Raw genomic sequence first — 23,719 nt, 5'->3', positions numbered from 1 at the left:
CCCTTCCCTACAAGGGGGGCAGCGCCCAATCGATCGCCCCGCGCCCCTTCGCCTCCAGAAATGCGTTCGCCTGAGAGAAATGGCGGCAGCCGAAAAAGCCGCCATGCGCCGACAGCGGCGAGGGGTGGACCGACTTCAGCACCAGATGCCGCGGATCGACCGACGGCGCCTTTTTCTGGGCGTGGCTGCCCCACAGCATGAACACCACCGGATCGGGCAGCGCGTTGACATGCGCGACCACCGCGTCGGTGAATGTCTCCCAGCCGCGGCCCTTGTGCGACGCGGCCTGCCCCATCTCGACCGTCAGGCAATTGTTGAGCAGCAGCACGCCCTGCTTCGCCCAATGTTCGAGGAAGCCGTGGCGTGGCGGCTCGATGCCGAGGTCGCTGCGCAGTTCCTTGTAGATGTTGACGAGGCTCGGCGGCACGCGGACGCCGGGCTGGACCGAGAAGCACAGGCCATGCGCCTGCCCCTCGCCATGATAGGGGTCCTGACCGAGGATGACGACGCGCACATCCTGCGGCGGGGTCAGGTCGAGCGCGCGGAACCAGTCAGCCCCCTTGGGGAAGATGCGCTTCCCCGCCGCCTTCTCGTCGAGCAGGAACTGGCGGAGCGCGGCCATGTACGGCGCGTCGAACTCGCGTTGCAGCGGTTCGAGCCAGTCGGGATGCAGCTTCACGGCCATGAGGTTTCCTTCCGGGCGCGACTGTGCGAACCAACGCGCGCCTGTCAATCGACGCATCGACGAAGGAGAGCCGAGATGCCCGTCACCGGAAGCTGCCATTGCGGCAACGTCAGCTACACACTCGAGGGCGAAGCGCCCTCCAGCGCGGTATCGTGCAACTGCTCGATCTGCCGCCGCAAGGGATCTTTGCTCCACTTCGCAGCGGCGGATCAGTTCACGCTGCACACCGACCCGGCAGCGATGAGCACCTATCAGTTCAACAAGCACAATATCCGCCACAATTTCTGCGCGACCTGCGGCTGTTCGCCGTTCGGGGGCGGGACCGGGCCGGACGGCAAGGAGATGGTGGCGATCAACCTGCGCTGCGCCGACGATATCGATGTCGACGCACTCACCATCCACAAATTCGACGGAGCCAGTCGCTAAGTCATGCATATGAGCCACGACGCCACCGCGCCCGCCGCGGCGGAAATCGCGTTCGACCAGTTCCTCGCCGTCGACATCCGCGTCGGCACGATCGTTGCCGCCGAGCCGTTTCCGGAGGCGCGCAAGCCCGCCTATAGGCTGACGATCGACTTTGGCCCCACGATCGGGATCAAGCGCTCCTCGGCGCAGATCACCGAGCATTACGCCCTTGAAGACCTGCCCGGACGACAGATTGCGGCGGTAGTCAACTTCCCGCCGCGCCAGATCGGGCCGATGATGTCCGAGGTGCTGACATTGGGCTTCCCCGATGCCGAAGGGAAGGTGGTGCTGTTCCATCCGAGCGTGGCGGTGCCCGATGGCGGGCGACTGTACTGACAAGCGCGCCTTACAAAGCCGACACGAAACAGGGGTTTTCAGGCCGAAGCGACCGGTTCGCGCCGGCGAAGCGACCGCGACGCGACAGCTTCGCGACACGCAGGCGACACCCGCGCGCCATGCACGCACCAGCAACGCGACACTGACGCGACGCCGACGCGACACCCTGTGACAGGAATGCGCCGGCCACGCGTCACCGGCGCGACGGTGGCGCGACAGGGGACGGATCGAAATGCGCGAAGGGGTGTCCCGATACCGCATGGGACATGCCAGCTATCACAAGGCGCCGGCTGTAGGAAAATACCACATTCCTCATGCCTTGCTCATCCGCCGCTCATGACGCGCACCACCGGCGTGCGGGACAAGCGCGCCTCATCACGATGAGGTTCGGAACATGACGGCGATCACACGAACGAAGCAGGTCAATGGGTGGCGGATCGGGCGGTGGAGCGCAGCGGCAGCGTTGCTGTGCGTCCCCGCGATCGCGATGCGCTTCACCGGCGAGGTCGACTGGAGCGCGAACGACTTCGCGGTGATGGGGGCACTGCTCGCCGCAATCCTCGGCGTGTACGATTTGCTTGCCGGTCACGCGCAGACCATGATCGGCCGCGCGGCGGCGGCGCTGACGACGCTGGGCCTGTTCCTGCTCATCTGGATCAACCTGGCGGTCGGTGGCAGTTTGATGTTCGCGTGGGTGATCGCGATCCTGGCAGGCGGAGCGTGCATCGCGCGCTTTCGGCCCCGGGGGATGGCGCGAACGCTGTTCATCGCCGCCGCCGCGCAGCTTGCCATCGGAGTCATCGTGCTGACGGATAGACTCGGCACGGAGGGGCAAGGCTGGCCGCGCGGCGTGATCGCGCTGACGCTCTTCTTCACCGGCCTGTGGGTGGTGGCGGGGACGTTGTTCAAGCTCGCCGGAGAACGGCGATGAGCGCGCCGCGCAAGCTGACCGACCCGCTCACCGAAGAGGAACGGGCGCATCTGTTCGGGCGCATCCACCGCTCGCCGCGGATCCCCGACCGCTATGCCGAACGGCACGCGGGCCCCGAATCCGTACCCTCTTCCTTCGTCATTCCCGCGAAGGCGGGAATCCATTGGCCGTGACGTAGCGGATCGATCCTCAATGGCAGCCGGAATGGATCCCCGCCTGCGCGGGGATGACGGTTGTCGTGGGAGATGACGGTCGCATTGGCGGACCGCGCGTAGCCGCTAGGCCGGGCGGCGCGCCGTCAGCAGATAGTTGAGGCTGGTGTCGTCCGAGAGGTGGAAGCCGGCGGCGGGCGAGAAGCTGAGGCCGCGCAGGTCGGTCACTTCCATTCCGGCATCGGCGAGCAATTCGGTCAGCTCGTCCGGGGTGATGAACTTGTCATGGTCGTGGGTGCCGCGCGGGATCATCCCCAACCCCTCGCCCAATGTGATCATCGCGAGCCGCGACAGCGGGGTACGGTTGGGGGTGGAGAGGATCATGAGGCCACCAGGCGCGAGCGCAGCAGCGAGGCCCGCGACGAAGGCAGCGGGGTCGGTGACATGCTCAATCACCTCCATCGAGGTGACGAGATCGAAGGTTCGGCCCGTGACCTGCGTCTCGAACTCGCCCGCGCGATAGTCGATTGTGAGGCCCGACGCCTCCGCATGCGCGCGCGCCGCCCCGATATTCTCGGGTGCCGCATCGACCCCGGTGACCTGCGCGCCGAGCCGGGCGAGCGGCTCGCACAACAGCCCCGCGCCGCAGCCGACATCGAGCGCGGTCTTGGCCGCGAGCGGGGTGAAGCTGGCGGAATCGCCGCCCCAATGCGCGTCCACCGCCTCGCGGATGTAGCGCAACCGCGGCGGGTTGAGGCGGTGGAGCATCGCCGAGGAGCCGCGGGGGTTCCACCAGTCCGCCGCGAGCCGCCCGAAATGCTCAGCTTCACGCGGGTCAATGGTTGCTTTGCTTGTCATCGCCATCCCCCCCTCCTATCAGCGCGCCGACAGCTACCCAAGCTGAGATCAATCGGGGACGACAATCAAATGGCACGCATCGTGATGAAGTTCGGTGGCACGTCGATGGCGGGCATCGAGCGGATTCGCAACGTCGCCGCCCGTGTGAAAGCCGAATGGGAAGCGGGAAATCAGGTCGCGGTCGTCGTTTCCGCAATGGCAGGCGAGACCGACCGGCTGGTCGGATTCTGCAAGGAAGCCTCGCCGCTTTACGATCTGCGCGAATATGACGTGGTGGTCTCGGCCGGCGAGCAGGTGACCAGCGGCTTGCTCGCGATCACGCTTCAGGCGATGGGCGTGCCCGCGCGCTCGTGGCTCGGCTGGCAGCTGCCGATCCACACCAGCAGCGCGCATGCCAGCGCGCGCATCGGCACGATCGACACGGCGGAGTTCAACGCCAGCCTGGCCGACGGCAATGTCGCGGTGGTGCCGGGCTTTCAGGGGCTGGCCGAGGATAATCGCGTGACCACGCTCGGTCGTGGCGGATCGGATACCAGCGCGGTGGCGGTGGCGGCGGCGATGAAGGCCGACCGCTGCGATATCTATACCGATGTCGACGGGGTCTACACCACCGACCCGCGCATCGTGCCGAGGGCGCGCAAGCTGTCCAAGGTCACCTATGAGGAAATGCTGGAACTGGCGAGCGTCGGGGCGAAGGTGCTCCAGACCCGCTCGGTCGGACTGGCGATGAAGGAAGGCGTGCGCGTGCGCGTGCTTTCCTCGTTCGAGGATACGCGCAACGACGACGGCCATCGCGGCACGCTGATCGTTGGCGAAGAGGAGATTGACGACGTGGAACGCCAGCTGATCACCGGCATCGCGCACGACAAGAACGAGGCGAAGGTGACGCTCACCAACGTCCCCGACCGTCCCGGCGCGGTGGGCCATATCTTCACCCCGCTGGCCGAGACCGGGATCAACGTCGACATGATCGTCCAGAACGTCGCCCATGCGACGGGCTCGACCGACGTCACCTTCACCGTGCCGCGTGCGGAACTGGCGCGTGCGCTCGACGTGCTCGAGAAGCAGAAGGCGCCGATCGGTTACGACGCGCTGGTCCATGACACCAAGGTCGCCAAGATCAGTGTCGTCGGTGTGGGCATGCGCAGCCATGCCGGTGTCGCCGCGACGATGTTCGAGACGCTGGGCGAGCGCCGCATCAACATCCTCGCCATCACCACCAGCGAGATCAAGGTCAGCGTGCTGATCCACGAGGACGAGACCGAGCTGGCCGTCCGCGTGCTGCACACCGCTTATGGGCTGGACGCGCCGGAAGACGAGGCGGCGTAAGTCGGAACGGCATCGACAGGAAGCAGGCGGTCAACCTTCTTCCCCGTCACCCCGGCCTTATGCCGGGGTGACGGAGAGAAATCATCCATTTGAACCCGCAATCACCCGCCTTCAGCGCGGGATGAGGGTCGCCGCCACGCCGAAATGATCGGAGGGATATTCGCCCTCCACCGCATCGCCGATGCGGCGCGCCTCGGTCACGTCGAACACGCGCGGATCGGCGAAGATATGGTCGATCACGCGTGGCGGGTGGCCGCGTGAAACGACCAGCGTGGTGTCGGTCGCACCGGGCTTGAGCGCCGGATCGAGACCGCGGACTGCGATCTGCGCGAGCGGGGCTTCGTCGAGCGGGGCGTTGAAGTCGCCCATCAGCACCAGCGGCACCTCATCCTGCGGCAGCCAGTCGAACAGGCCGCGGATCTGCTGTGCGCGGACCGGACCGGCATCGGGCTGCCAGGCGAGATGGGTGTTGACCACATCGACCGGCCGGCCGTGCGCATCGACGCGGACGCGGATCGCGGTGCGATAGTCGTCGAGCGGCTCGAGCTTGATCGTGTCGGTGGCAGTCACCGGGAGCCGCGTCAGGATGGCGTTGCCGTAGCGATTGGCGGCGCCCTCGGGCGAGGTCGACATGAAATGCGCGGTATAGCCGCCGAGCGCGGCGGCGATGGTCTCGGCCTGGTTGGGCAGGTTCTTCTTCGAATCCTGCAGCACTTCCTGCAGCGCGATGACATCGGCATCGGCGGCGCGCAGCACGTCAACGATCAGCTTGAGCCGCAGCGGCCAGTTGCCCGCGTCGTGCCAGATGTTGAAGGTGACGGCACGCAGCGGCGTGCGCGGCGGGGTGGCGCGCGGGGCGCAGGCGGCAACGGGAAACGCGGTGGCGGCGGCGAGCAGGGTACGGCGGGTGAAGCGAGTCATTCCGCCCTGCTACGCGCCGGCCCGGCGGACCGCAACGCGCGTCAGGGCAGGCCGAGCAGCTTGCGCGCGTTGCCGTAGCGGATCTTCGCCAGTTCCCCGGCGGTCAGGCCGAGCTTGCCGAGCGCCTCGACATTCTGCGCAAGCGAGAATTGCGGATAGTCCGAGCCGAGCAGGATATGATCGATGCCGACATTGCGCATCGTCCACACGAATTCGTCCTCGATCGGGGAATCGGCGGTCAGCGTTACGGTGGCCGAAATGTCGAAATAGATATTGTCGCCGAACAGCCCTTCCGCCGTGCGCGCGGCCTTGAGCATATTCCAGAAGCGGAAGCCCATCGCACCCATATGCGCGAAGATGAATCTGGTCTTCGGCGCGGACAGCGCGAGGTTGAACAGCTTCTCATTGTCGTCGTTGACGATGCCGGCATTGTCCATCAGCACCACGATCCCCGCCGCGCCCGCCGCTTTGACCACCGCCAGCACGCGCGGATCGGCGGCATCGAACTTCTGCGTGTGCGGGTGGATCTTGAGCAGCTTCACCCCGACCGCGCCGACGCGCTGCACCTCGGCGATCGCCGCCTCGCCGTCATAGGGATGGACGGTGGCGACGGGGACCAGCCTGGGATTGGCTTTGGCGAGCGCGATGATCGCGTCGTTGCTGGCGCGGATCGCTTCGGGCTTGCCGGCGAGCGCCTGATTGGGGCCGCCGAACCACATCACCGCGGCGACCGGATCGTATCCCGCGGCCGTCGACTGGGCGCGATAGGCGCGCAGCGATTCCTCGCCCTTCCAGAGGTGGACATGGTTGTCGAACAGCGGCTCCTGCGCCGCGGCGGCGGGCGCGAGGGCGATCAGGACGAGGCTGGCGAGCGCGGCTGGTTTCATGCGTGACGTCCTAAAGCGCGGGCGCGGCGCTGGCCAGACTTGCCGGGACGGGGCGCGCAAGGCTAGGGCATCGCGATGAGCATTGGGGAAGAGCGCCTTCAGCGCCGCATGGCGCGCGGCATCGAGTTTCTGGGCAGCAAGACCGCGATCCTGTGCGGCGCGATGTCATGGGTGAGCGAGCGCAACCTCGTCTCCGCGATCTCGAACGCGGGCGGCTTCGGCCTGATCGCGTGCGGCGCGATGAACCCCGAGCAGCTCGACGCCGAGATTGCCGCGACCAAGGCGCTGACCGACAAGCCGTTCGGCGTCAACCTGATCACCATGCACCCGATGCTGTTCGACCTGATCGCGGTGTGCGCGAAGCACAATGTTTCGCACATCGTGCTGGCGGGCGGACTGCCGCCTGCGGGCAGCCTTGATGCGATCAAGGGCAATGGCGCCAAGCTGATCTGCTTCGCGCCCGCGCTCAGCCTTGCCAAGAAGCTGATCCGGTCGGGCGTCGACGCGCTGGTGGTCGAGGGCATGGAAGCCGGCGGGCATATCGGTCCGGTGTCGACCAGCGTGCTCGCGCAGGAAATCCTGCCCGAGGTCGCCGAGCAGGTGCCGGTGTTCGTCGCGGGCGGAATCGGCCGCGGCGAGGCGATCGCCGGCTATCTCGATCAGGGCGCGGCGGGCGTCCAGCTCGGCACGCGCTTCGCCTGCGCGACCGAGAGCATCGCCCACCCCAATTTCAAGAAGGCGTTCTTCCGCGCTTCGGCGCGCGACGCCGTCGCCAGCGTGCAGATCGATCCGCGCCTGCCGGTGATCCCGGTACGCGCGCTCAAGAACGCGTCGTCCGAGCTGTTTACCGCCAAGCAGCGCGAAGTCGCGCAGCTGCTCGACGAGAACAAGGTCGAGATGATGGAAGCCCAGCTCCAGATCGAGCATTACTGGGCGGGCGCGCTGCGCCGCGCGGTGATCGAGGGCGATGTCGACAACGGATCGCTGATGGCGGGCCAGTCGGTGGGCATGGTCACGAAGGAAGAGCCGGTCGCCGAGATCATCGCCCAGCTGATGGCCGAAGCCGCGCACGCGCTGGAAAAGCGCGCGGCCTGAAAACCGGCGCCGCGCCGCGGTTAACGTCAATTTTACCTTCTCCTGATGGGATGGCGGTATGTCGTACCGCGTCCTTGCTTCGCTTGCCGCCCTGGCCGCCCTTGCCGGGTGCGCCGGGCAGAAACAGGTTGCGGGCCCTGCGCCGATCCCGGTGCCGGGCCCCGCACCCGTCCGGATCACTGCGCCGCTGCCGCCCGATGGCGCGGCGGCAGGGCTGACGATCCCGGCAAAGCTTGGCGATGGCAGCTTCGCCACCCCCAACCGCAACGTCTCCGCGGCCGGCGCCGTCTGGCATTTGCGCGCAGCGTTCAACGTCGCTGCGCTGAGCTGTCCCGACACCAGCCTCGCGCCGACCTACAACAAGCTGCTGAGCACGCATCGTCAGGCGCTGGCGACGGCGCATCGCACGCTGACCGCCGAGCATGGCGGCATGGCGTCGTTCGATCCGGCGATGACGCGGCTCTACAATTATTTCGCGCAGCCGCCGGTACTGGCGCGCTTCTGCGCGCAGGCAGGACCGTTGCTGCATCAGGCGGCGGCATTGCCCGCGGGGTCGCTCGACGGCTTTGCCGGGACCGCGCTGGCGGCGATCGACCGGCCGTTCGGCGATTTCTATGCGCGTTATGACAGCTATCGCACCGATCTGGCGGCGTGGCGCGCCGGCACGCTGGCGACGCCGAGACTGACCTATGACCGCACCGTGTTCACCGCAAACGCCACGGTCACCGGCGGCGGGCGCACCGTCCTCGCCGCGCGCTGACGCGGCGTTCGGTGGGGCCGATCGAACAGCCACGCTGACATCGTTGGTAACGCCGAAGCGATTGGCGCGCCCGCGCCGATCTGATAGCGCGCTATCATGCCCGTTTCCGCCGCCGCCTCCGCCCGCGAAATCCTGACACGGCTGCACGATGTGATGGCGTCGCGATCGGCGGCGCAGGCGAAACTCAATTCGGTCGTCAATATCATCGGCGAGGCGCTGAACAGCGAGGTCTGTTCGATCTACCTGCTGCGCGAGGGCGTGCTCGAGCTGTTCGCGACCCGCGGGCTCGCGCAGGAGGCCGTCCATGTCACCAAGCTGGCGCTGGGCGAAGGGCTGACCGGCACGATCGCGGCGAATGTCGAGACATTGAACCTCGATGAAGCCGCCGCCCACCCCGACTTCGCCTATCGCCCCGAAACCGGTGAGGATCGCTTCCACAGCTATGCCGGCGTGCCCATCATCCGTAAGGAGCGCGCCGTGGGCGTGCTGGCGGTCCAGCATGCCGAGCCGCGCAAATATGACGAGGTCGAGATCGAGGCCTTGCAGACCGTGGCGATGGTGCTGTCCGAACTGATCGCCAATGCCGGGCTGATCGACCCCGCGGGCGGCGGCGGAACCACGCGGCTGCAATCGACCGGAACCGCACGGGTGGCCGGGTTCAAGCTGGTCGAGGGGATGGCGGCGGGCGCCGCGGTGTTCCACCAGCCGCGCATCATCATCGAGCATACGGTCGCCGAGGATATCGAGGCCGAGCGCCACCGCGTTTATGCCGCGTTCGACAAGATGCGCGAGCAGATCGAGCGCATGACCAGCCAGGCCGAGTTCGGCGGCGGCGGCGAGCATGAAGAGGTCCTCGAGACCTACAAGATGTTCGCCTATGACGAAGGCTGGAGCCGCCGCATCAACGAGGCGATCGATTCCGGCCTCACCGCCGAGGCGGCGATCGAGCGCGTCCAGCAGCGCACGCGGATGCGGATGCGGCAGATCGACGATCCGCTGCTGCGCGAACGCATGCACGATCTGGAGGACCTGTCCAACCGGCTGTTGCGTATCGTTTCGGGCCAGCTCGGCACCGCCGCGCAATTGGGCCTGCGGCAGGATTCGATCCTGATCGCGCGCAATCTGGGCCCTGCCGAATTGCTCGAATATGACCGCCGGCGCCTCAAGGGCGTGGTGCTCGAGGAAGGATCGCTGACCGCGCATGTCACCATCGTCGCGCGGGCGATGGGCGTACCGGTGCTGGGCCGCGTCAAGGATGTCCGCCGCCTGATCGCCGAGGGCGACCGGCTGCTGGTCGACGTGACCGGGGATACGCTGGTCATCCGGCCCACGGCCGCGATGGACGAGGCGTTCGAGGCCAAGCTGCTGGTAACGCAGAAGCGCCGCGCCGCCTTTGCTGCGCTCAAGAGCGAGGCGCCGGTCACGAAGGACGGGCATCGCGTCACGGTGATGGTCAATGCCGGGCTGCGCGACGATGTCGCCGCGCTCGACCTGACCGGCGCCGACGGGATCGGGCTGTTCCGCACCGAATTCCAGTTCCTCGTCTCCGCCACTTTGCCCCAGCGCGACAGCCAGCGGCGGCTGTACAAGGACGTGCTCGACGCCGCGGGCGATCGTCCGGTCACCTTCCGCACCGTCGATATCGGCGGGGACAAGGCGCTGCCCTATCTCGACCATGACGAGAATGGCGACGAGGAAAATCCGGCGATGGGCTGGCGCGCGCTGCGGCTGGCGCTCGACCGCGAAGGCCTGATGAAGGTGCAGGCGCGCGCGCTGCTCGAGGCCGCCGCCGGCCGCACGCTCAACGTCATGTTCCCGATGGTCTCCGAACCCTGGGAGTTCGATCAGGCACGCGCGCTGTTCGAGAGCCAGCGGGCGTGGCTCGACGCACGCGGGCACAAATTGCCGATCCACATCCGCTATGGCGCGATGCTGGAAGTGCCGGCGCTGGCCGAGGTGCTCGATATCCTGCTGCCCAATATCGATTTCCTGTCGGTGGGCACCAACGACCTGACCCAGTTCCTGTTCGCGGCCGACCGCGCGCATCCCAAGCTGGCGGTGCGCTATGACTGGCTGAGCCCGTCGATCCTGCGCTTCCTGCGCCGCGTGACGCTGGAAGCCAATGCAGCGGGCGTACCGCTGGCGGTATGCGGCGAAATGGGCGGGCGGCCGCTGGAGGCGATGGCGCTGATCGGGCTTGGCATCGAGCGATTGTCGATCACCCCCGCCGCGGTCGGGCCGATCAAGGCGATGGTACGCTCGCTCGACCGGCCCGCGCTGATCGACGTGATGGCCGGGATGCTGGCTCATCCGCCGAAGGACATGCGCGCGGCGCTCGAGCAATGGGCGGAGGATCACGGGGTCGAGCTGGCGTGATGCTTTGGACCCTAATTCTGCAGCTTTTTCCCCACCGCCAGCGTTGACAGCGGCAGGCGGGTGTTGGACACCCCCGCACGGCCTGCATTTCGCTGGCGAACCCCCAGCGCGACCGGAGAGAGACTGAATGGACGGCGAACCCGGCGAGAACCCGACACTCTTCCCAGAGAAGGTCGGCGAAAAGCTGCGCGATGCGCGGCTGGCGCAGGGGCTCGAACTGTCCGACATCGCCGCGCGCACCCGGATTCCGCTTCGCCATTTGCAGGCGATCGAAAGCTCCGATTATTCGGGCCTGCCCTCGCCGACCTATGCGGTCGGGTTCGTCAAATCCTACGCGCGCGCCATCGGCGCGGACGAGGTGGCGCTCGCCAAGGAACTGCGTGCAGAGACATCGGGCATGTTCGCCGCGCGCGAGGTCTATGAAAGCTATGACCCGCAGGACCCGGTGCGCGAGCCGTCGAGCGGGCTGGTCTGGGCGGGTGCCGTGATCGCGATCCTGCTGCTGGCGGCGGTCGGCCTGTGGTACGGCACCGACCTGTTCCGCAGCAGCGGCAGCGTGCCCGAACCGCTGGCGACCGAAACACCGGTGACGGCGCCGGAAAGCGCGCCTTCTCCCGCAGCAGCGGTGACGGGCAACGGCCAGGTCACGCTGACCGCGACCGAGGCGGTGTGGCTGCGCATCTATGACGCGGACGGCAAGCGCCTGTTCGAGAAAGAGATGGCGGCAGGTGAGCGCTACGACGTGCCGCAGGATGCCAATGGCCCGATGATCAACCTCGGCCGGCCCGAGGCGGTTCGCGTAAGCGTCAACGGATCGGACGTCGCGCCGCTGGGTACGCCCGGCCGTGCGATCAAGGATGTGCCGATCAGCGCGACGGCGTTGCTGGCGCGCGGCACGGGTGCGACCCCGGCAGCCACGGCCGGCACTCCAGCCCCCGCGGCGACGGCAAGCCCGCGGGCGCGCCAGCAGCAGGTGCCGCCGGCCTTCCGCCCTGCTTTTGACCCGCCCGCGCAGCCGGTGCCGGTCACGCCAGAACCCCAGACCGGCGGAAACTCGACCGCTCCGTAAACACATGCGGTAAAGCGTGGCGACAGATTCGGCATGTGATGTATAAGGCGTTGAGGATGTTAGCGCCGGCGGGGATATCGATGCGTTTGATTGGAAAGATGGCGTTGCTGGGCAGCGCGATGGCCGCACTGGCGGCGATGCCGGCAACGGCGCAGACCAGCCGCGGCACTGCCGCAGGCGGGATCGAAGGTCGCGTCGACCGGCTGGAGCGCGAGATGCGCGCGGTGCAGCGCAAGGTGTTCCCGGGCGGTGCCGGCCAGACGATCGAGCCGCAGATCACGCCGCCCCAGCAGCAGCAGGGTACGCCGGGCATTCCCGCGACCAGTGTGGTGGCCGACCTCAACGCCCGCGTCAGCGCGGTGGAATCGCAGCTCTCCTCGATCACCGGACAGGTCGAACAGACCCAGTATCGCGTGCGCCAGCTCGAAGAGGCGTTCAACGCGTACAAGCGCACGACCGATGCGCGGCTCAAGGCACTCGAAGCAGGTCCTGCGCCCGCGGTCGAGGAAGAGCCGGTGACGGGCACGCGTCCCACCCGCCCCGCGGTTGGCGGCCCTGCCACCACCGCGCCGGCCACGCCCGCGACGCCTGTGGCGGGGATCGACCGCCCCAAGACCGACGATCCCGCCGAGGACGGCTATGTCTATGGCTATCGCCTGTGGCAGGCGAAGCAGTATGATAAGGCGATCCCCGAGCTGCGCACCGTCGTCCAGAAATACCCCAAGCACCGCCGCGCCAGCTATTCGCAGAATCTGCTCGGTCGCACCCTGCTCGATCAGGGCAAGCCGGCGCTCGCCGCGACCGCGTTCTTCGAGAGCTATCAGAAGATGCCGAACGGCGAGCGCGCGCCGGATTCGCTCTACTACCTCGCCCAGGCGCTGGTGAAGATGAAGAAGCCGGCGAGCGAGGTCTGCAAGGTCTATGACGAGCTGACTCAGGTCTATGGCGACCGCATCTCCGACGCGATGAAGAAAGATGTCGCCACCGGCCGCACCGCCAGCAAGTGCAAGTAAGCGCTTGAATCCGCTCGATCCCGCGGGGGTCGAGCGGTTCGCCGGCGATCTTCGCCGGCTGTTCGCCGAAGCGACGGGCGAAGCTCTGCCCGGGGACGTAACGATCGCGCTTGCCGTATCGGGCGGCGCCGACAGCGTCGCGATGCTGCTACTCGCCGCCACCGCCTTTCCCGGCCGGGTGATCGCCGCGACGGTCGATCACGGCCTGCGCCCCGAAGCCGCCGCCGAGGCCGCGCTGGTCGCCGAACTCTGCGAGCGGCTGGACGTATCGCACACGACGCTGGCGCCGATCGCGCCGATCGCCGGGAGCAGCATCCAGAAACAGGCCCGCGAAGCGCGTTACGCGGCGCTGACGGCATGGGCGCAGGGCGCCAGCGCATTGCTGACCGCACACCATGCCGACGATCAGGCCGAAACGCTGCTGATGCGGCTCAACCGCGCGTCGGGCGTCGCGGGGCTGAGCGGAATCCGGCCGTGGCGCTTTGAGGATGACACGCTGCTGCTACGGCCCCTGCTGACCTGGCGGCGCGACGATCTGCGCCAGATCGTCCATGCCGCGGGCGTGCGCTGGGTGGAGGATCCCTCCAACGCCGACCCGCGTCACGACCGGACTCGCTTTCGCGACTTCCTCGCGCATCAGCCCTTGCTCGATCCCGCGGCGCTTGCCCGGTCCGCCGCGTATCTCGGCGAGGCCGAGACGGCGCTGGACGCATTCGCCGAAATGCTCCGGACCGAGCGCTGGTCGCCGGGCAAGGGATTGCTGCGCGCGGAGAATCTGCCCCGCGAGATGCAGCGCCGGCTGGTGCGCGATGCGATCACGGCGGTGCGGACCGCACACGGAATCGCCGCACCCGATTTTTCGGACGCTGCCAATGTCGAGGCGCTGCTCGACGCGCTGGCGGCCCGAAAGGCCGCGACACAGGCGGGCGTGCTGGTTTCGCCCGAGCGCGACGGTCGCTGGCGCGTCACCCCCGCTCCACCGCGTCGATCACTCTGATCGAAGCTGTTCCATTGCCATTAACCTGCCACACCCTATCTTATCGGGGAATCATGGCACCGGGATCGGAATGAACGACAACGACAAGCAGCAGGGCCCCGAGAATAACGGCAATCCCTGGATGAAAAGCCTGCTCATCTGGGTGGGCATCCTCGCGGCGCTTGCGCTGTTCGTCTCGTTTATGGAGAAACCGGGCCAGACCACCGGCTCGACGATCCCCTATTCGACCTTCCTCGACAAGGTTCAGGGCGGTGAGGTCAAGGACGTCAACGTCAGCCCGACGGTGATCACCGGCACCTTCAGCAACGAAGGCAAGTTCCGCACCAACACGGTGCCGGACCCGCAGCTCATCCCGACGCTGCGCGCCAAGGGCGTGACGATCAGCGCGCGGCCCGAAGAGAGCCCGTCGATCTGGATGTACATGCTGTACAATTCGCTGCCGTTCCTGCTCTTCCTCGGCATCGCCTTCTTCGTGCTGCGCCAGATGCAGAAGGGCTCGGGTTCGGGCGCGATGGGCTTCGGCAAGTCGCGCGCCAAGCTGCTGACGCAGAAGGAAGGCAAGGTCACCTTCGCCGATGTCGCCGGCATCGACGAAGCGCGCGAGGAGCTGGAGGAAGTCGTCGAGTTCCTGCGCGATCCGACCAAATTCGCCCGCCTCGGCGGCAAGATCCCCAAGGGCGCGCTGCTGGTCGGCTCGCCCGGCACCGGCAAGACGCTGCTCGCCCGCGCGATCGCAGGCGAGGCCGGCGTGCCGTTCTTCACCATCTCCGGCTCGGACTTTGTCGAAATGTTCGTCGGCGTCGGCGCCAGCCGCGTGCGCGACATGTTCGAACAGGCCAAGAAGAGCGCGCCCTGCATCGTCTTCATCGACGAGATCGACGCGGTCGGCCGCCATCGCGGCGCGGGCCTCGGCAACGGCAATGACGAGCGCGAGCAGACGCTGAACCAGCTGCTGGTCGAGATGGACGGCTTCGAAGCGAACGAAGGCATCATCATCGTCGCCGCGACCAACCGTCCCGACGTGCTCGATCCCGCGCTGCTGCGTCCGGGCCGCTTCGACCGTCAGGTCGTGGTGCCGCGTCCCGACATCGAGGGCCGCGTCAAGATCCTGCAGGTCCATATGAAGAAGGTGCCGCTGGCGCCCGACGTCGATGCGCGCACGATCGCGCGCGGCACGCCGGGCTTCTCGGGCGCCGATCTCGCCAACCTCGTCAACGAGGCCGCCCTGATGGCTGCGCGGAAAGGCAAGCGCCTCGTCGCGATGCAGGAGTTCGAAGAAGCCAAGGACAAGGTGATGATGGGCGCCGAGCGGCGTTCGATGGTCATGACCGACGACGAGAAGCGGATGACCGCCTATCACGAGGCCGGCCACGCCATCGTCAGCCTGCACGAGCCGGCGTCGGACCCGATCCACAAGGCGACGATCATCCCGCGCGGCCGCGCGCTGGGCATGGTCATGCGCCTGCCCGAGCGGGATTCGTACAGCTATCACCGCGACAAGATGTACGCGAACCTCGCCGTAGCGATGGGCGGCCGCGTCGCCGAGGAAGTGATCTTCGGTTACGACAAGGTCTCGTCGGGCGCATCCGGCGACATTCAGTATGCCACCGGCCTTGCGCGGGACATGATCACGAAATGGGGCATGTCGGACAAGGTCGGCCCGGTCGAATACGCCCAGCCCGAGGGCGAATCGTTCCTCGGCTATTCGGCGTCGCAGCCGCGGCACATGTCGAACGAGACCCAGCAGCTAATCGATCACGAGATCCGCGCGACGGTCGAAGGCGGCCTGACCCGTGCACGCCAGCTGCTGACCGAGCATCTCGACCAGCTCCATACGCTTGCCGGTGCGCTGCTCGAATACGAAACCCTCTCCGGCGACGAAATCAAGAAGCTGCTTGCCGATGGTGATATCGGCCGGCCCGATCCGGCAACGCTCAAGGGGCCGGCGGCGACCGCGGGCACGTCAATCCCGAAGACGCGCCGCCCCAAGGGGCCGTTCGGGAACCCGGCGCCTCAGGGCGCATAACGGTTTTGCTTCTCCATTGAATTCGGTTCGGCCCGCGTGATGAGCGCGGGCCGCATCGTTTTTGGCGGCATCCGCATCGGGCTGCACGGTGGCGCCTGAATGCGATGACGGCACGCCCGGCCGTCAGGGTACGCGCAGGCCGGTAAAGTCCTTTTCCCTGCGAATCATGCTTGAACGCGCGTCAAATCACGGCAAGCTTGGCGGAGCGCTGCGGCTGAGAAGGGGCCGATATCGGTCGCAGGCGAATGTTGGGGGGTTGCATGAAGCATGTGTGGCTGATTGCCTGTGCGGTCGCGTTGATACCGGCGAGCGCGCAGGCGATGACGGTAGAGGAATTTCTGGTCAAGGCGCGCGCACTCAAGGCCAAAGGGCCGTTTGCGCTGTTCTCGTCTGACCTTGCGCCGGTGAAGGCCGAGATCAAGTCGGTGGCGACCAGCTATCGCGCCGATCTGCGCGCCGATCAGGCCGCCGGCCGCCCGCCGCACAGCTGCCCGCCACCTGAGGGCAGCGAAGCTGCGAAGATCAAGCCGGCAGCCTTTCTTGCCGAACTCGAACAAATTCCGCCGCACCAGCGGTCGATGAGCATGAAGACCGCCTTCTACATCATCATGAAGCGCCGTTGGCCCTGCCGGAGCTGACCCAGGTGATCCGTATCGTTCTTGCTGCCAGCGTTCTGGCGCTGCTGCCCGCCGCGAGTGCGCCGGGACCGGAAATCCGCACCGCGGATGTCGACCGTTTCTATGCGCTGTACGACGCGACCGACGGCAAGCCCGATGCGGCGCGGATCCAGCGCGACTATCTCGATCATGCCAGTGACGGCTTCGTGGCGTTCATCAAGATGCGCCGGATCACCGCAGACCGGATCGCCGCGACCCTCGCCGCTCAGCCCGACCTCTATGTCAAGGCGCGCGGCTGCGCGGCGCAGCTTCCCGCTATCCGCAACCGGTTGGCCGCCAGCCTCGGCAAGATGCGCACGCTCTATCCCGATGCCCGCCTGCCCCCGGTGACGCTGGCGATCGGCCGTGGCAAGCCGGTGGGAACCGCCAATGCGGACGGCGTGATGATCGGGCTCGAGGCGCTATGCGCCGCCGATTTCATGGTCGCTAACCCGCAGGACCGGTTCGTCCATGTCATCGCGCACGAATATGTCCATGTGCAGCAGGCCGCTGCAGGATCGGACGACGAGAAGGGCACGACCGTGCTCAAGGCCACGCTGATCGAAGGCGGCGCCGAGTTTATCGGCGAGCTGATGTCAGGTTCGGTCAGCTATCAGCATCTGGCGCGCATCACCCACAAGCGCGAAGCCATGTTCGAGGCGGGCTTCCTCGATGATATCGACAAGCCTGCCGAGGGGTCGCGGTGGCTGTATAACGGGCGCGGCACACCCGACTGGCCGGGCGATCTGGGCTATTGGGTCGGCTATCGCATCGCCAAGGCCTATTACGCCCGCGCCAAGGACAAGCGCGCGGCGGTGCGCGACATCATCGAGCTGCGCGATCCCAAAGCGTTCCTCACCGCGAGCGGCTGGAAGCCCGGGATCAAGCTCCCCTAGCCGGTCAATCCCAGGCCGAGCAGCAGCAGCAGGAAGATCGGCAGGATCAATGTGATGAAGATGAGCAGGATGAAGGTGCGCAGCAGCGCGCCCCATCTGCCCAGGCGATAGGCGCCCTTCAGCTGGAAGAAAATATGGACCGGCGGAATCACCAACGCCGCCGTCGCAATGGCGTCCATGGCCAGTCCCAGTCCGCCCGCGATCGTCAGCACGATCGACAGCAGCGACATGAATGACAGCGAATAGGTCACGAACACCGCGTGGTCGTAGCCCTTGTAGCGCCGCCTCCAGAAGAACAGCAGCCACACGAACGGGATCGACAGCGGGATCAGCGCCCAGCTGAATTTATAGCTGTTGGTCTGGAGCTTGTAGAGCGCAAGGCCGGGATTCTGGTTGGCCTTGTCGATCCCCTTGTCGAGCCGCTTCCAGCCGGTCTTGAAGCCCAGCCCCGTGCTGCTCGTCTTGGCGAGGTCCACCGGAATGCGCTTGATCTCGCTCAGACTCCGCGACAATCCGGCGATCTTGCGGTCAAGCTTCTCTGCACGCTCGCTGCCCGGCTCTGCCCGCGCACGCGCCTCGCGCGCATCGGCAAGATCGCTTTCGGTGTTCTGCCTGGCGAAGCTCAACGTCGTTTCGAACTGCGCGGCGGTGCCGACCTGCGTCGGCGCGGAAATGCCCATGATCTGGAGCACCGCGAACATCATGAAGACCGAGAAGAGGAACATCGCCATCGGCGAGACGAACCGCGCGCGCTCGCCATGGATGTAGCGGCGCGTCAGCTCGCCCGGACGCAGGCAGAGCATCGGCAGCGTGTTCCACAGCTTGCCCTCGAAATGGACGACGCCGTGCAGGATCTCGTGCCAGATCGCGCCGATCGTTCGGTGGACATGCCCCGTCTGTCCGCAGCGGTGGCAATAAGGCCCGGTCAGCGTGGTGCCGCAGTTGAGGCAGATGCCCCCATGACCCCCATGCCCGGCCTCGCCACGATGACTCTCGACGGCGCGGCCCAGCAGTGCCCCGCTCACGACTTCCCCGGCTGCGTCAAATTCCCCCATGAAAGCCCACCTAACAAAGTGCGAAAGCAGAGGCGATAGGGACTTTCGCCCTGACCCATGTTAGCCGCGATATATGGACACGATCGCCGAAACCTCGCCTGCAGCCCTGATCACCGGCATGGGCGCACGCGCCCGCGCTGCCGCTGTGACGCTCGCTGGGCTGCCGGCGCCGCGCAAGGCCGAAGGGCTGCGCGCCGCCGCTGCTGCGATCCGCGCGGATGCCGACGCGATCCTTGCGGCGAACGCGCAGGACGTCGCGGCGGGTGAGGCGAACGGGCTTTCGGGCGCGATGCTCGACCGGTTGCGGCTCGATCCCGGCCGACTCGAGGGTGCCGCAGCGGGGGTCGAGGCGGTCGCCGCGCTCATCGATCCGGTGGGCGAGACGATCAGCCGCAGCGAGCGGCCCAACGGTCTTGAACTAACCCGCGTGCGCGTACCGATCGGGGTGATCGGCATCATCTATGAAAGCCGCCCCAACGTCACCGCCGACGCCGCGGCTTTGTGCGTGATGAGCGGCAATGCAACGATCCTGCGCGGCGGGTCGGAGGCAGTGCACAGCAACCGCGCGATCCACGCCGCCTTTACGCGCGGCCTTGCCGATGCCGGGCTGCCGCAAGACGCGGTCCAGCTCGTCCCCACCACCGATCGTGCGGCGGTGGGCGCGATGCTCAAGGCCGATGGCGCGATCGACCTGATCATCCCGCGCGGCGGCAAGAGCCTCGTCGCGCGCGTGCAGGAGGAAGCGCGCGTGCCCGTGCTCGCGCATCTCGACGGGATCAACCACACCTATATCGACGGTGCCGCCGATCCGGAGATGGCGCGCGAGCTTGCGGTCAACGCCAAAATGCGCCGCACCGGCATTTGCGGCGCGACCGAGACTTTGCTGATCGACACGGCGTTCGCCGATCCCGCGCCGATCCTGTCGGCGCTCGCCGATACCGGATGCGAGCTGCGCGGCGACGCCGATATCCGCGCCATCGAACCACGCGTAGTCGCGGCCAATACCGAGGATTGGGACACCGAGTATCTCGATTCGATCCTGTCGGTGAAGCGCGTCGACGGCGTCGACGGCGCGATGGCGCATATCGCCGCGCACGGGTCGCACCATACCGACGCCATCGTCACCGCGGACGCCGCCACCGCCGAGCGCTTCCTCAACGGCGTCGACAGCGCGATCGTGATGTGGAATGCATCGACCCAGTTCGCCGATGGCGGCGAGTTTGGGCTTGGCGCCGAGATCGGCATCGCCACCGGTCGCCTCCACGCCCGCGGCCCGGTCGCGCTTGAGGGGCTGACGACGTACAAATGGGTGGTGCGCGGGACCGGACAGACGCGGCCATAGGATCTGGAAGAAGGCCGCCGCATCCCTATCTGACGCGCGTCCCTCTTCCCGAAAGGATCGCCCCATGCGCATGAAGCCGCTCGGCCGCACCGGCCTGTTCGTCTCCGAAATCTGCCTCGGCACCATGACCTTTGGCGGTCAGGGCGCGTTTGCCCGCATCGGCGATCTGGGACAGGGCGACGCCGATGCGCTGGTCAGGGCGGCGGTCGACGCCGGGGTCAATTTCGTCGACACCGCCAACGTCTATTCGGAGGGGATGTCGGAGGAGATTACGGGTCAGGCGATCCGCAACCTCGGCCTCGACCGCGATGAGCTGGTGCTGGCGACCAAGGTGATGGGGCCGATGGGCCCCGGCCCGAACAACCGCGGTACTTCGCGCAAGCATATCGTCGCGCAGGCGCATGCCAGCCTCAGGCGGCTCGGCACCGACTATATCGACCTCTACCAGATCCATGGCTGGGACCCGGCGGTGCCGGTCGAAGAGACGGTCGAGGCGCTCGACACGCTCGTCCGCGCGGGCGACGTCCGCTATGTCGGCGTCTCCAACTGGGCCGCGTGGCAGATCATGAAGGCGCTGGGCATCGCCGAACGGCGCCAGATGGCGCGCTTCCAGTCGGTCCAGGCCTATTACACGCTTGCCGGACGCGACATCGAACGCGAGATTGGCCCGATGATCGCGTCCGAAGGCCTGGGTTTGATGGTATGGAGCCCGCTCGCGGGCGGCTATCTGTCGGGCAAATACCGCAACGGCGCAGATGGTGGCCGTCGCGCCGGGTTCGACTTCCCGCCGGTGAACATGGCGCGCGGCGACGCGGTGCTCGACGCGATGGAGCCGGTCGCGGCGGCGCATGGCGTGTCGGTGGCGCAAGTCGCGCTCGCCTGGCTGCTCCAGCGGCCCGAGGTGACCAACATCATCGCCGGTGCAAAGCGGCCCGATCAGCTCGCCGACAACCTCGCCGCCGCCGAACTGCGGCTTGGCGCCGATGAGGTCGCGGCGCTCGACGCCGCGAGCGCGCTGCCGCCCGAATATCCCGGCTGGATGATTGCACGACAGGGAGAGTATCGCCGCGGCGGCGCGGCCGGCGCGCCGCCGACGGGTACGGCACGCTGAAACGCATCGGTCTCCTTGGCGGGTCGTTCAACCCGGCGCATCGCGGGCACCGGGCGATCTCGCTCCACGCCCTGCGCGCGCTGGGGCTGGACGAGGTGTGGTGGATGGTCTCACCCGGCAATCCGCTCAAGGAAGCCGCGGGCATGGCCCCGTTCGCGGTGCGAATGGCTTCGGCCCGCGCAATGGCGAAGCACGCGCCGATCCGGCCGACCGCAGTCGAGAAGCGGCTCAAGACCCGCTACACCGTCGACACGCTCACCAAATTACCGCAACTTTACCCAAAGCACCGCTTCATCTGGCTGATGGGTGCCGACAATCTTGGCCAGTTCGACCAATGGAAAGGCTGGCGGCGGATCGCACAACAGGTTCCGATTGCGGTGATCGCGCGGCCGGGCTATGATCGCGACGCCCATGCAAGTCCTGCCATGGGCTGGCTGCGGCGCTACGTGCGGCCCGCAGGCCAGGCGAAGAACTGGACGAAGTGGAGTTTGCCGGCACTGGTGCTGTTGCGCTTCCGCCCTGACACGACTTCGGCGACACGGCTTCGTGCCGCCGATCCCGCCTGGCACCGGCGCTTTGCGCCGTCCCCACATCACAGCACGCGCGTCTCCGGGCGCCAGGAGCAGACTTGAACGCCACGCCTAATGTTTCGCGTAGTCCCGAACCCAAAGGTTCCCCGAACGAGGCAGACGCGCTGCACAAGCTCATCCTGACTTCGCTCGACGACGATCAGGCGGTCGAAACCGTCTCGATCCCGCTCGCGGGCAAGAGCAGCATCGCCGACTATATGGTCGTCGCCAGCGGCAAATCGACGCGACAGGTCGCATCGATGGCCCAGAAGCTGTCCGAGAAGATCAAGGCCGAGTTCGGCCGCAGCCCACGAATCGAGGGTCTGCCCACCGCCGACTGGGTGCTGATCGATGCCGGAGACGTGATCGTCCACCTGTTCCGGCCCGAAGTGCGCAGCTTCTACAATCTCGAGCGCATGTGGGCGTTCGGCGACGCGCCGCCCGTCGGCAACGCCTGAGTTCTACCGCCCGTGCTGCTGCATATCGTGGCGCGCGGGCGCATCGGGCGGGGGCCGGAGGCCGATCTGGTCGCGCGCTACATGAAGCGCGTCACCTGGCCCCACAAGATCACCGAAATGCCCGATACCGGGGGCAAGCTGCCCGATCTGGCGCCGGGCACGCGCCGGGTGATGCTCGACGAGAAGGGCGACAACCTGCCCTCGCGCGTGCTCGCCGAACGGCTTCAGGCATGGCGCGACGACGGGGTGCGTGAGACGCGCTTCCTGATCGGTGCGGCGGACGGATTCGGTGATGCCGAGCGTTCCGAGGCCGATCTGCTGATCGCGTTCGGCCGCGCGACCTGGCCGCATCTGATGGCGCGCGCGATGCTCGCCGAGCAGCTCTGGCGCGCGACCAGCATCCTCGCCAACCACCCCTATCACCGGGAAGGCTAGTGCGGCGGCTTCTGATCGCCGGCGCTGCCGCCGCCCTCGGAATCGCGGGGCTGAGCGCCTTGTCCGCGCAGGCCCCCGATCTTGCGGCACAGCAAGGGCAGCTCAAGGCCGCGAACAAGGCCGCGCGAGATGCCGAGGCGCGCGCCAAGCGCCTCCAGCAGGCCGCCGATGGCGAGCGCGATGCGACGCGGCGTGCCAGGGTGCGCGAGGCGGCGGTCGCAGCGAGCATCCAGGCGGCGGAAGCGCAGATCCTCGCGGCACAGGCGCGCACCGCGATCGTCGACCGGCTTCTTGTTGAGCAGCGCGCGCGGCTCGAGGCGCAACAGGGGCCGATTGCACGGCTGATCGCGGCGCTCCAGTCGCTCGCACGGCGGCCCGCGATGCTGGGACTGCTCCAGCCGGGATCGACCGCCGACATCGTCCATGTTCGCGCCGTATTGGGCAGCGCCGCTCCGGTGGTGCGGGCTCGCAGCGCAAGCGTGCGCGACGAGATCGCCCGCACCCGCCGCCTGCGCGAGGGGGCACAGATCGCTGCGCGCAGCCTTCGCGACGGACGCGAGAAGCTCGAGGCCGAGCGGCTGGCGCTGCTGAAGATGGAGGCCGGGCATCGGCTGCACGCCACGGGCTATCGGCGCGAGGCGATGATCGAATCCGACCGCGCGCTCGCGCTCGGCGAACAGGCGCGCGACCTCGTCGAGCTGATGGACACGCTCGGGGCTGCAGCGGAAACGCGCGAGGCGCTGGAGGCGCTGCCGGGCCCGCTTCCGCGGCCCGGCGCAGAGAGCGAGGACGCGACACCCGCGATCGCACGGCCGGCGCCACAGGGTCCGCCCCCCTACCGCCTGCCGGTCGCGGGCAGTCTGGTCACAGGCCTTGGCGAAATCTCCGAAGCCGGCGTGCGGTCGCGCGGTCTCACGCTTTCGACCTGGGCCGGGGCGCAAATCGTCGCGCCAGCAGCCGGGCGCGTAATCTATGCCGGGCGCTTCCGCGGCTATGGCAATATCGTGATTCTCGATCATGGCGATGGCTGGAGCTCGCTCGTCGCGGGACTCGACCGCATGCTGGTGCGTGTCGGCGACGCACCGGTGCAGGGCACCCCGCTCGGCAGCGCCCTCAAGGGCGAGGCGCCCCGCATCATGATCGAGCTGCGCCGCAAGGGCCAGCCGGTCGATCTGGCGCAGCTGTTGGATTGAGGCGTTCGTTGGACGGCGCCGGGCGGGTGCCGCAAGCCAACAAGACGCCCACTCCTTGCCGCTTTGCGGCCACGGCTTTCCGGTCTATCCTGTCCCCAAGCACC

Annotated in this window: 25 protein-coding genes; 20 read left to right on the top strand and 5 right to left on the bottom strand. The window is 67.5% G+C overall.

Annotated features, from left to right (window positions below; genetic code table 11):
• Positions 1 to 7 precede the first annotated feature (7 nt).
• A complete protein-coding gene (gene ung, locus AC07NK_RS04155; protein ID WP_495169293.1) occupies positions 8 to 685 on the bottom strand; it encodes a uracil-DNA glycosylase in 678 nt (225 codons plus the stop codon).
• A gap of 75 nt (positions 686 to 760) precedes the next feature.
• Here ung and AC07NK_RS04150 point away from each other — a divergent pair, with 75 nt between their 5' ends.
• The 4 genes from AC07NK_RS04150 (at position 761) to AC07NK_RS04135 (ending at position 2,590) form a co-directional block, all read left to right on the top strand.
• Complete coding sequence (locus tag AC07NK_RS04150; RefSeq protein WP_495169292.1) at positions 761 to 1,111, top strand: GFA family protein; 351 nt, start codon at positions 761 to 763, stop codon at positions 1,109 to 1,111.
• A 3-nt stretch (positions 1,112 to 1,114) separates the two neighbouring features.
• Positions 1,115 to 1,486 (top strand): tRNA-binding protein, encoded by a 372-nt coding sequence (locus AC07NK_RS04145; protein ID WP_495169291.1) that lies wholly within the window; start codon positions 1,115 to 1,117, stop codon positions 1,484 to 1,486.
• A gap of 394 nt (positions 1,487 to 1,880) precedes the next feature.
• A complete protein-coding gene (locus AC07NK_RS04140; RefSeq protein WP_495169290.1) occupies positions 1,881 to 2,417 on the top strand; it encodes a hypothetical protein in 537 nt (178 codons plus the stop codon).
• Positions 2,414 to 2,590, top strand: coding sequence for a hypothetical protein (locus AC07NK_RS04135; RefSeq protein ID WP_495169289.1), 177 nt, complete (start codon positions 2,414 to 2,416; stop codon positions 2,588 to 2,590). The genes AC07NK_RS04140 and AC07NK_RS04135 overlap by 4 nt, the downstream gene beginning before the upstream one ends.
• A gap of 105 nt (positions 2,591 to 2,695) precedes the next feature.
• On the opposite strand, the gene ubiG is transcribed toward AC07NK_RS04135, so the two are convergent.
• The gene (ubiG, locus tag AC07NK_RS04130; RefSeq protein WP_495169288.1) at positions 2,696 to 3,433 is read right to left on the bottom strand and encodes a bifunctional 2-polyprenyl-6-hydroxyphenol methylase/3-demethylubiquinol 3-O-methyltransferase UbiG; all 738 of its coding nucleotides are present in this window, start codon (positions 3,431 to 3,433) and stop codon (positions 2,696 to 2,698) included.
• Between the two features lie 63 nt (positions 3,434 to 3,496).
• On the opposite strand from ubiG, the gene AC07NK_RS04125 reads away from it, so the two are divergent.
• Positions 3,497 to 4,756, top strand: a complete 1,260-nt coding sequence (locus AC07NK_RS04125) for an aspartate kinase (protein ID WP_495169287.1) — start codon at positions 3,497 to 3,499, stop codon at positions 4,754 to 4,756.
• Between the two features lie 111 nt (positions 4,757 to 4,867).
• Here the strand turns inward: AC07NK_RS04125 and AC07NK_RS04120 are convergent, their stop codons facing one another.
• Complete coding sequence (locus AC07NK_RS04120) at positions 4,868 to 5,677, bottom strand: endonuclease/exonuclease/phosphatase family protein (protein WP_495169286.1); 810 nt, start codon at positions 5,675 to 5,677, stop codon at positions 4,868 to 4,870.
• 41 nt (positions 5,678 to 5,718) lie between these two features.
• Positions 5,719 to 6,564 (bottom strand): amidohydrolase family protein, encoded by an 846-nt coding sequence (locus AC07NK_RS04115; protein ID WP_495169285.1) that lies wholly within the window; start codon positions 6,562 to 6,564, stop codon positions 5,719 to 5,721.
• 75 nt (positions 6,565 to 6,639) lie between these two features.
• Between AC07NK_RS04115 and AC07NK_RS04110 the strand changes: the two genes are divergently transcribed.
• From AC07NK_RS04110 to AC07NK_RS04070, 9 genes are all read left to right on the top strand, one after another.
• Positions 6,640 to 7,659: an NAD(P)H-dependent flavin oxidoreductase gene (locus AC07NK_RS04110; RefSeq protein ID WP_495169284.1), complete on the top strand. Its 1,020-nt coding sequence runs from the start codon at positions 6,640 to 6,642 to the stop codon at positions 7,657 to 7,659.
• Between the two features lie 58 nt (positions 7,660 to 7,717).
• Entirely contained in the window at positions 7,718 to 8,419 is a 702-nt protein-coding gene (locus AC07NK_RS04105) for a hypothetical protein (protein WP_495169283.1), read from the top strand.
• Between the two features lie 96 nt (positions 8,420 to 8,515).
• Positions 8,516 to 10,795 (top strand): phosphoenolpyruvate--protein phosphotransferase, encoded by a 2,280-nt coding sequence (gene ptsP / locus AC07NK_RS04100; protein WP_495169282.1) that lies wholly within the window; start codon positions 8,516 to 8,518, stop codon positions 10,793 to 10,795.
• Between the two features lie 127 nt (positions 10,796 to 10,922).
• Positions 10,923 to 11,864, top strand: a complete 942-nt coding sequence (locus AC07NK_RS04095) for a helix-turn-helix domain-containing protein (protein WP_495169281.1) — start codon at positions 10,923 to 10,925, stop codon at positions 11,862 to 11,864.
• 80 nt (positions 11,865 to 11,944) lie between these two features.
• Entirely contained in the window at positions 11,945 to 12,877 is a 933-nt protein-coding gene (locus tag AC07NK_RS04090; protein WP_495169280.1) for a tetratricopeptide repeat protein, read from the top strand.
• Positions 12,878 to 12,881: 4 nt separating this feature from the next.
• Positions 12,882 to 13,874 (top strand): tRNA lysidine(34) synthetase TilS, encoded by a 993-nt coding sequence (tilS, locus tag AC07NK_RS04085; RefSeq protein WP_495169279.1) that lies wholly within the window; start codon positions 12,882 to 12,884, stop codon positions 13,872 to 13,874.
• Between the two features lie 70 nt (positions 13,875 to 13,944).
• Positions 13,945 to 15,900: an ATP-dependent zinc metalloprotease FtsH gene (gene ftsH, locus AC07NK_RS04080; RefSeq protein WP_495169278.1), complete on the top strand. Its 1,956-nt coding sequence runs from the start codon at positions 13,945 to 13,947 to the stop codon at positions 15,898 to 15,900.
• 260 nt (positions 15,901 to 16,160) lie between these two features.
• A complete protein-coding gene (locus AC07NK_RS04075) occupies positions 16,161 to 16,538 on the top strand; it encodes a hypothetical protein (RefSeq protein ID WP_495169277.1) in 378 nt (125 codons plus the stop codon).
• Positions 16,520 to 17,452: a DUF2268 domain-containing putative Zn-dependent protease gene (locus AC07NK_RS04070; RefSeq protein WP_495169276.1), complete on the top strand. Its 933-nt coding sequence runs from the start codon at positions 16,520 to 16,522 to the stop codon at positions 17,450 to 17,452. Before AC07NK_RS04075 ends, AC07NK_RS04070 begins: the two co-directional genes overlap by 19 nt.
• On the opposite strand, the gene AC07NK_RS04065 is transcribed toward AC07NK_RS04070, so the two are convergent.
• Positions 17,449 to 18,507 carry a DUF3667 domain-containing protein gene (locus AC07NK_RS04065; RefSeq protein WP_495169275.1) on the bottom strand — a complete coding sequence of 353 codons (1,059 nt, stop codon included), beginning with the start codon at positions 18,505 to 18,507 and terminating at the stop codon, positions 17,449 to 17,451. The two genes, AC07NK_RS04070 and AC07NK_RS04065, sit on opposite strands and share 4 nt — an antisense overlap.
• 73 nt (positions 18,508 to 18,580) lie before the next feature.
• On the opposite strand from AC07NK_RS04065, the gene AC07NK_RS04060 reads away from it, so the two are divergent.
• The 6 genes from AC07NK_RS04060 (at position 18,581) to AC07NK_RS04035 (ending at position 23,615) form a co-directional block, all read left to right on the top strand.
• The gene (locus tag AC07NK_RS04060) at positions 18,581 to 19,849 is read left to right on the top strand and encodes a glutamate-5-semialdehyde dehydrogenase (protein WP_495169274.1); all 1,269 of its coding nucleotides are present in this window, start codon (positions 18,581 to 18,583) and stop codon (positions 19,847 to 19,849) included.
• A 64-nt stretch (positions 19,850 to 19,913) separates the two neighbouring features.
• Positions 19,914 to 20,960, top strand: a complete 1,047-nt coding sequence (locus AC07NK_RS04055) for an aldo/keto reductase (RefSeq protein ID WP_495169273.1) — start codon at positions 19,914 to 19,916, stop codon at positions 20,958 to 20,960.
• Positions 20,957 to 21,592, top strand: coding sequence for a nicotinate-nucleotide adenylyltransferase (locus AC07NK_RS04050; protein ID WP_495169631.1), 636 nt, complete (start codon positions 20,957 to 20,959; stop codon positions 21,590 to 21,592). The genes AC07NK_RS04055 and AC07NK_RS04050 overlap by 4 nt, the downstream gene beginning before the upstream one ends.
• On the top strand, positions 21,589 to 21,987 hold the full coding sequence (rsfS, locus tag AC07NK_RS04045; protein ID WP_495169272.1) for a ribosome silencing factor: 399 nt from the start codon (positions 21,589 to 21,591) through the stop codon (positions 21,985 to 21,987). Before AC07NK_RS04050 ends, rsfS begins: the two co-directional genes overlap by 4 nt.
• A gap of 12 nt (positions 21,988 to 21,999) precedes the next feature.
• On the top strand, positions 22,000 to 22,422 hold the full coding sequence (locus AC07NK_RS04040) for a 23S rRNA (pseudouridine(1915)-N(3))-methyltransferase RlmH (RefSeq protein ID WP_495169271.1): 423 nt from the start codon (positions 22,000 to 22,002) through the stop codon (positions 22,420 to 22,422).
• Positions 22,422 to 23,615 carry a murein hydrolase activator EnvC family protein gene (locus AC07NK_RS04035; protein WP_495169270.1) on the top strand — a complete coding sequence of 398 codons (1,194 nt, stop codon included), beginning with the start codon at positions 22,422 to 22,424 and terminating at the stop codon, positions 23,613 to 23,615. Before AC07NK_RS04040 ends, AC07NK_RS04035 begins: the two co-directional genes overlap by 1 nt.
• The last annotated feature ends 104 nt before the right edge of the window (positions 23,616 to 23,719 follow it).

The sequence above is a fragment of the Sphingomonas sp. GW821-FHT09B04 genome (genome assembly GCF_059418285.1).
The sequence above is the reverse complement of the archived record's forward strand: the minus strand, read 5'-3'. Positions and strand labels throughout refer to the sequence as shown.

Excerpts from the sequence above, each read along its gene's own strand:
- AC07NK_RS04140 (WP_495169290.1), top strand. The coding sequence starts at position 1,881 with ATGACGGCGATCACACGAACGAAGCAGGTCAATGGGTGGCGGATCGGG.
- ftsH (WP_495169278.1), top strand. The coding sequence starts at position 13,945 with ATGAACGACAACGACAAGCAGCAGGGCCCCGAGAATAACGGCAATCCC.
- AC07NK_RS04120 (WP_495169286.1), bottom strand. The coding sequence starts at position 5,677 with ATGACTCGCTTCACCCGCCGTACCCTGCTCGCCGCCGCCACCGCGTTT.
- AC07NK_RS04105 (WP_495169283.1), top strand. The coding sequence starts at position 7,718 with ATGTCGTACCGCGTCCTTGCTTCGCTTGCCGCCCTGGCCGCCCTTGCC.
- ptsP (WP_495169282.1), top strand. The coding sequence starts at position 8,516 with ATGCCCGTTTCCGCCGCCGCCTCCGCCCGCGAAATCCTGACACGGCTG.
- AC07NK_RS04095 (WP_495169281.1), top strand. The coding sequence starts at position 10,923 with ATGGACGGCGAACCCGGCGAGAACCCGACACTCTTCCCAGAGAAGGTC.
- AC07NK_RS04110 (WP_495169284.1), top strand. The coding sequence starts at position 6,640 with ATGAGCATTGGGGAAGAGCGCCTTCAGCGCCGCATGGCGCGCGGCATC.
- ung (WP_495169293.1), bottom strand. The coding sequence starts at position 685 with ATGGCCGTGAAGCTGCATCCCGACTGGCTCGAACCGCTGCAACGCGAG.
- AC07NK_RS04135 (WP_495169289.1), top strand. The coding sequence starts at position 2,414 with ATGAGCGCGCCGCGCAAGCTGACCGACCCGCTCACCGAAGAGGAACGG.
- AC07NK_RS04060 (WP_495169274.1), top strand. The coding sequence starts at position 18,581 with ATGGACACGATCGCCGAAACCTCGCCTGCAGCCCTGATCACCGGCATG.
- AC07NK_RS04150 (WP_495169292.1), top strand. The coding sequence starts at position 761 with ATGCCCGTCACCGGAAGCTGCCATTGCGGCAACGTCAGCTACACACTC.
- AC07NK_RS04125 (WP_495169287.1), top strand. The coding sequence starts at position 3,497 with ATGGCACGCATCGTGATGAAGTTCGGTGGCACGTCGATGGCGGGCATC.
- AC07NK_RS04145 (WP_495169291.1), top strand. The coding sequence starts at position 1,115 with ATGCATATGAGCCACGACGCCACCGCGCCCGCCGCGGCGGAAATCGCG.
- AC07NK_RS04055 (WP_495169273.1), top strand. The coding sequence starts at position 19,914 with ATGCGCATGAAGCCGCTCGGCCGCACCGGCCTGTTCGTCTCCGAAATC.
- ubiG (WP_495169288.1), bottom strand. The coding sequence starts at position 3,433 with ATGGCGATGACAAGCAAAGCAACCATTGACCCGCGTGAAGCTGAGCAT.
- AC07NK_RS04065 (WP_495169275.1), bottom strand. The coding sequence starts at position 18,507 with ATGGGGGAATTTGACGCAGCCGGGGAAGTCGTGAGCGGGGCACTGCTG.
- AC07NK_RS04075 (WP_495169277.1), top strand. The coding sequence starts at position 16,161 with ATGAAGCATGTGTGGCTGATTGCCTGTGCGGTCGCGTTGATACCGGCG.
- AC07NK_RS04115 (WP_495169285.1), bottom strand. The coding sequence starts at position 6,564 with ATGAAACCAGCCGCGCTCGCCAGCCTCGTCCTGATCGCCCTCGCGCCC.
- AC07NK_RS04090 (WP_495169280.1), top strand. The coding sequence starts at position 11,945 with ATGCGTTTGATTGGAAAGATGGCGTTGCTGGGCAGCGCGATGGCCGCA.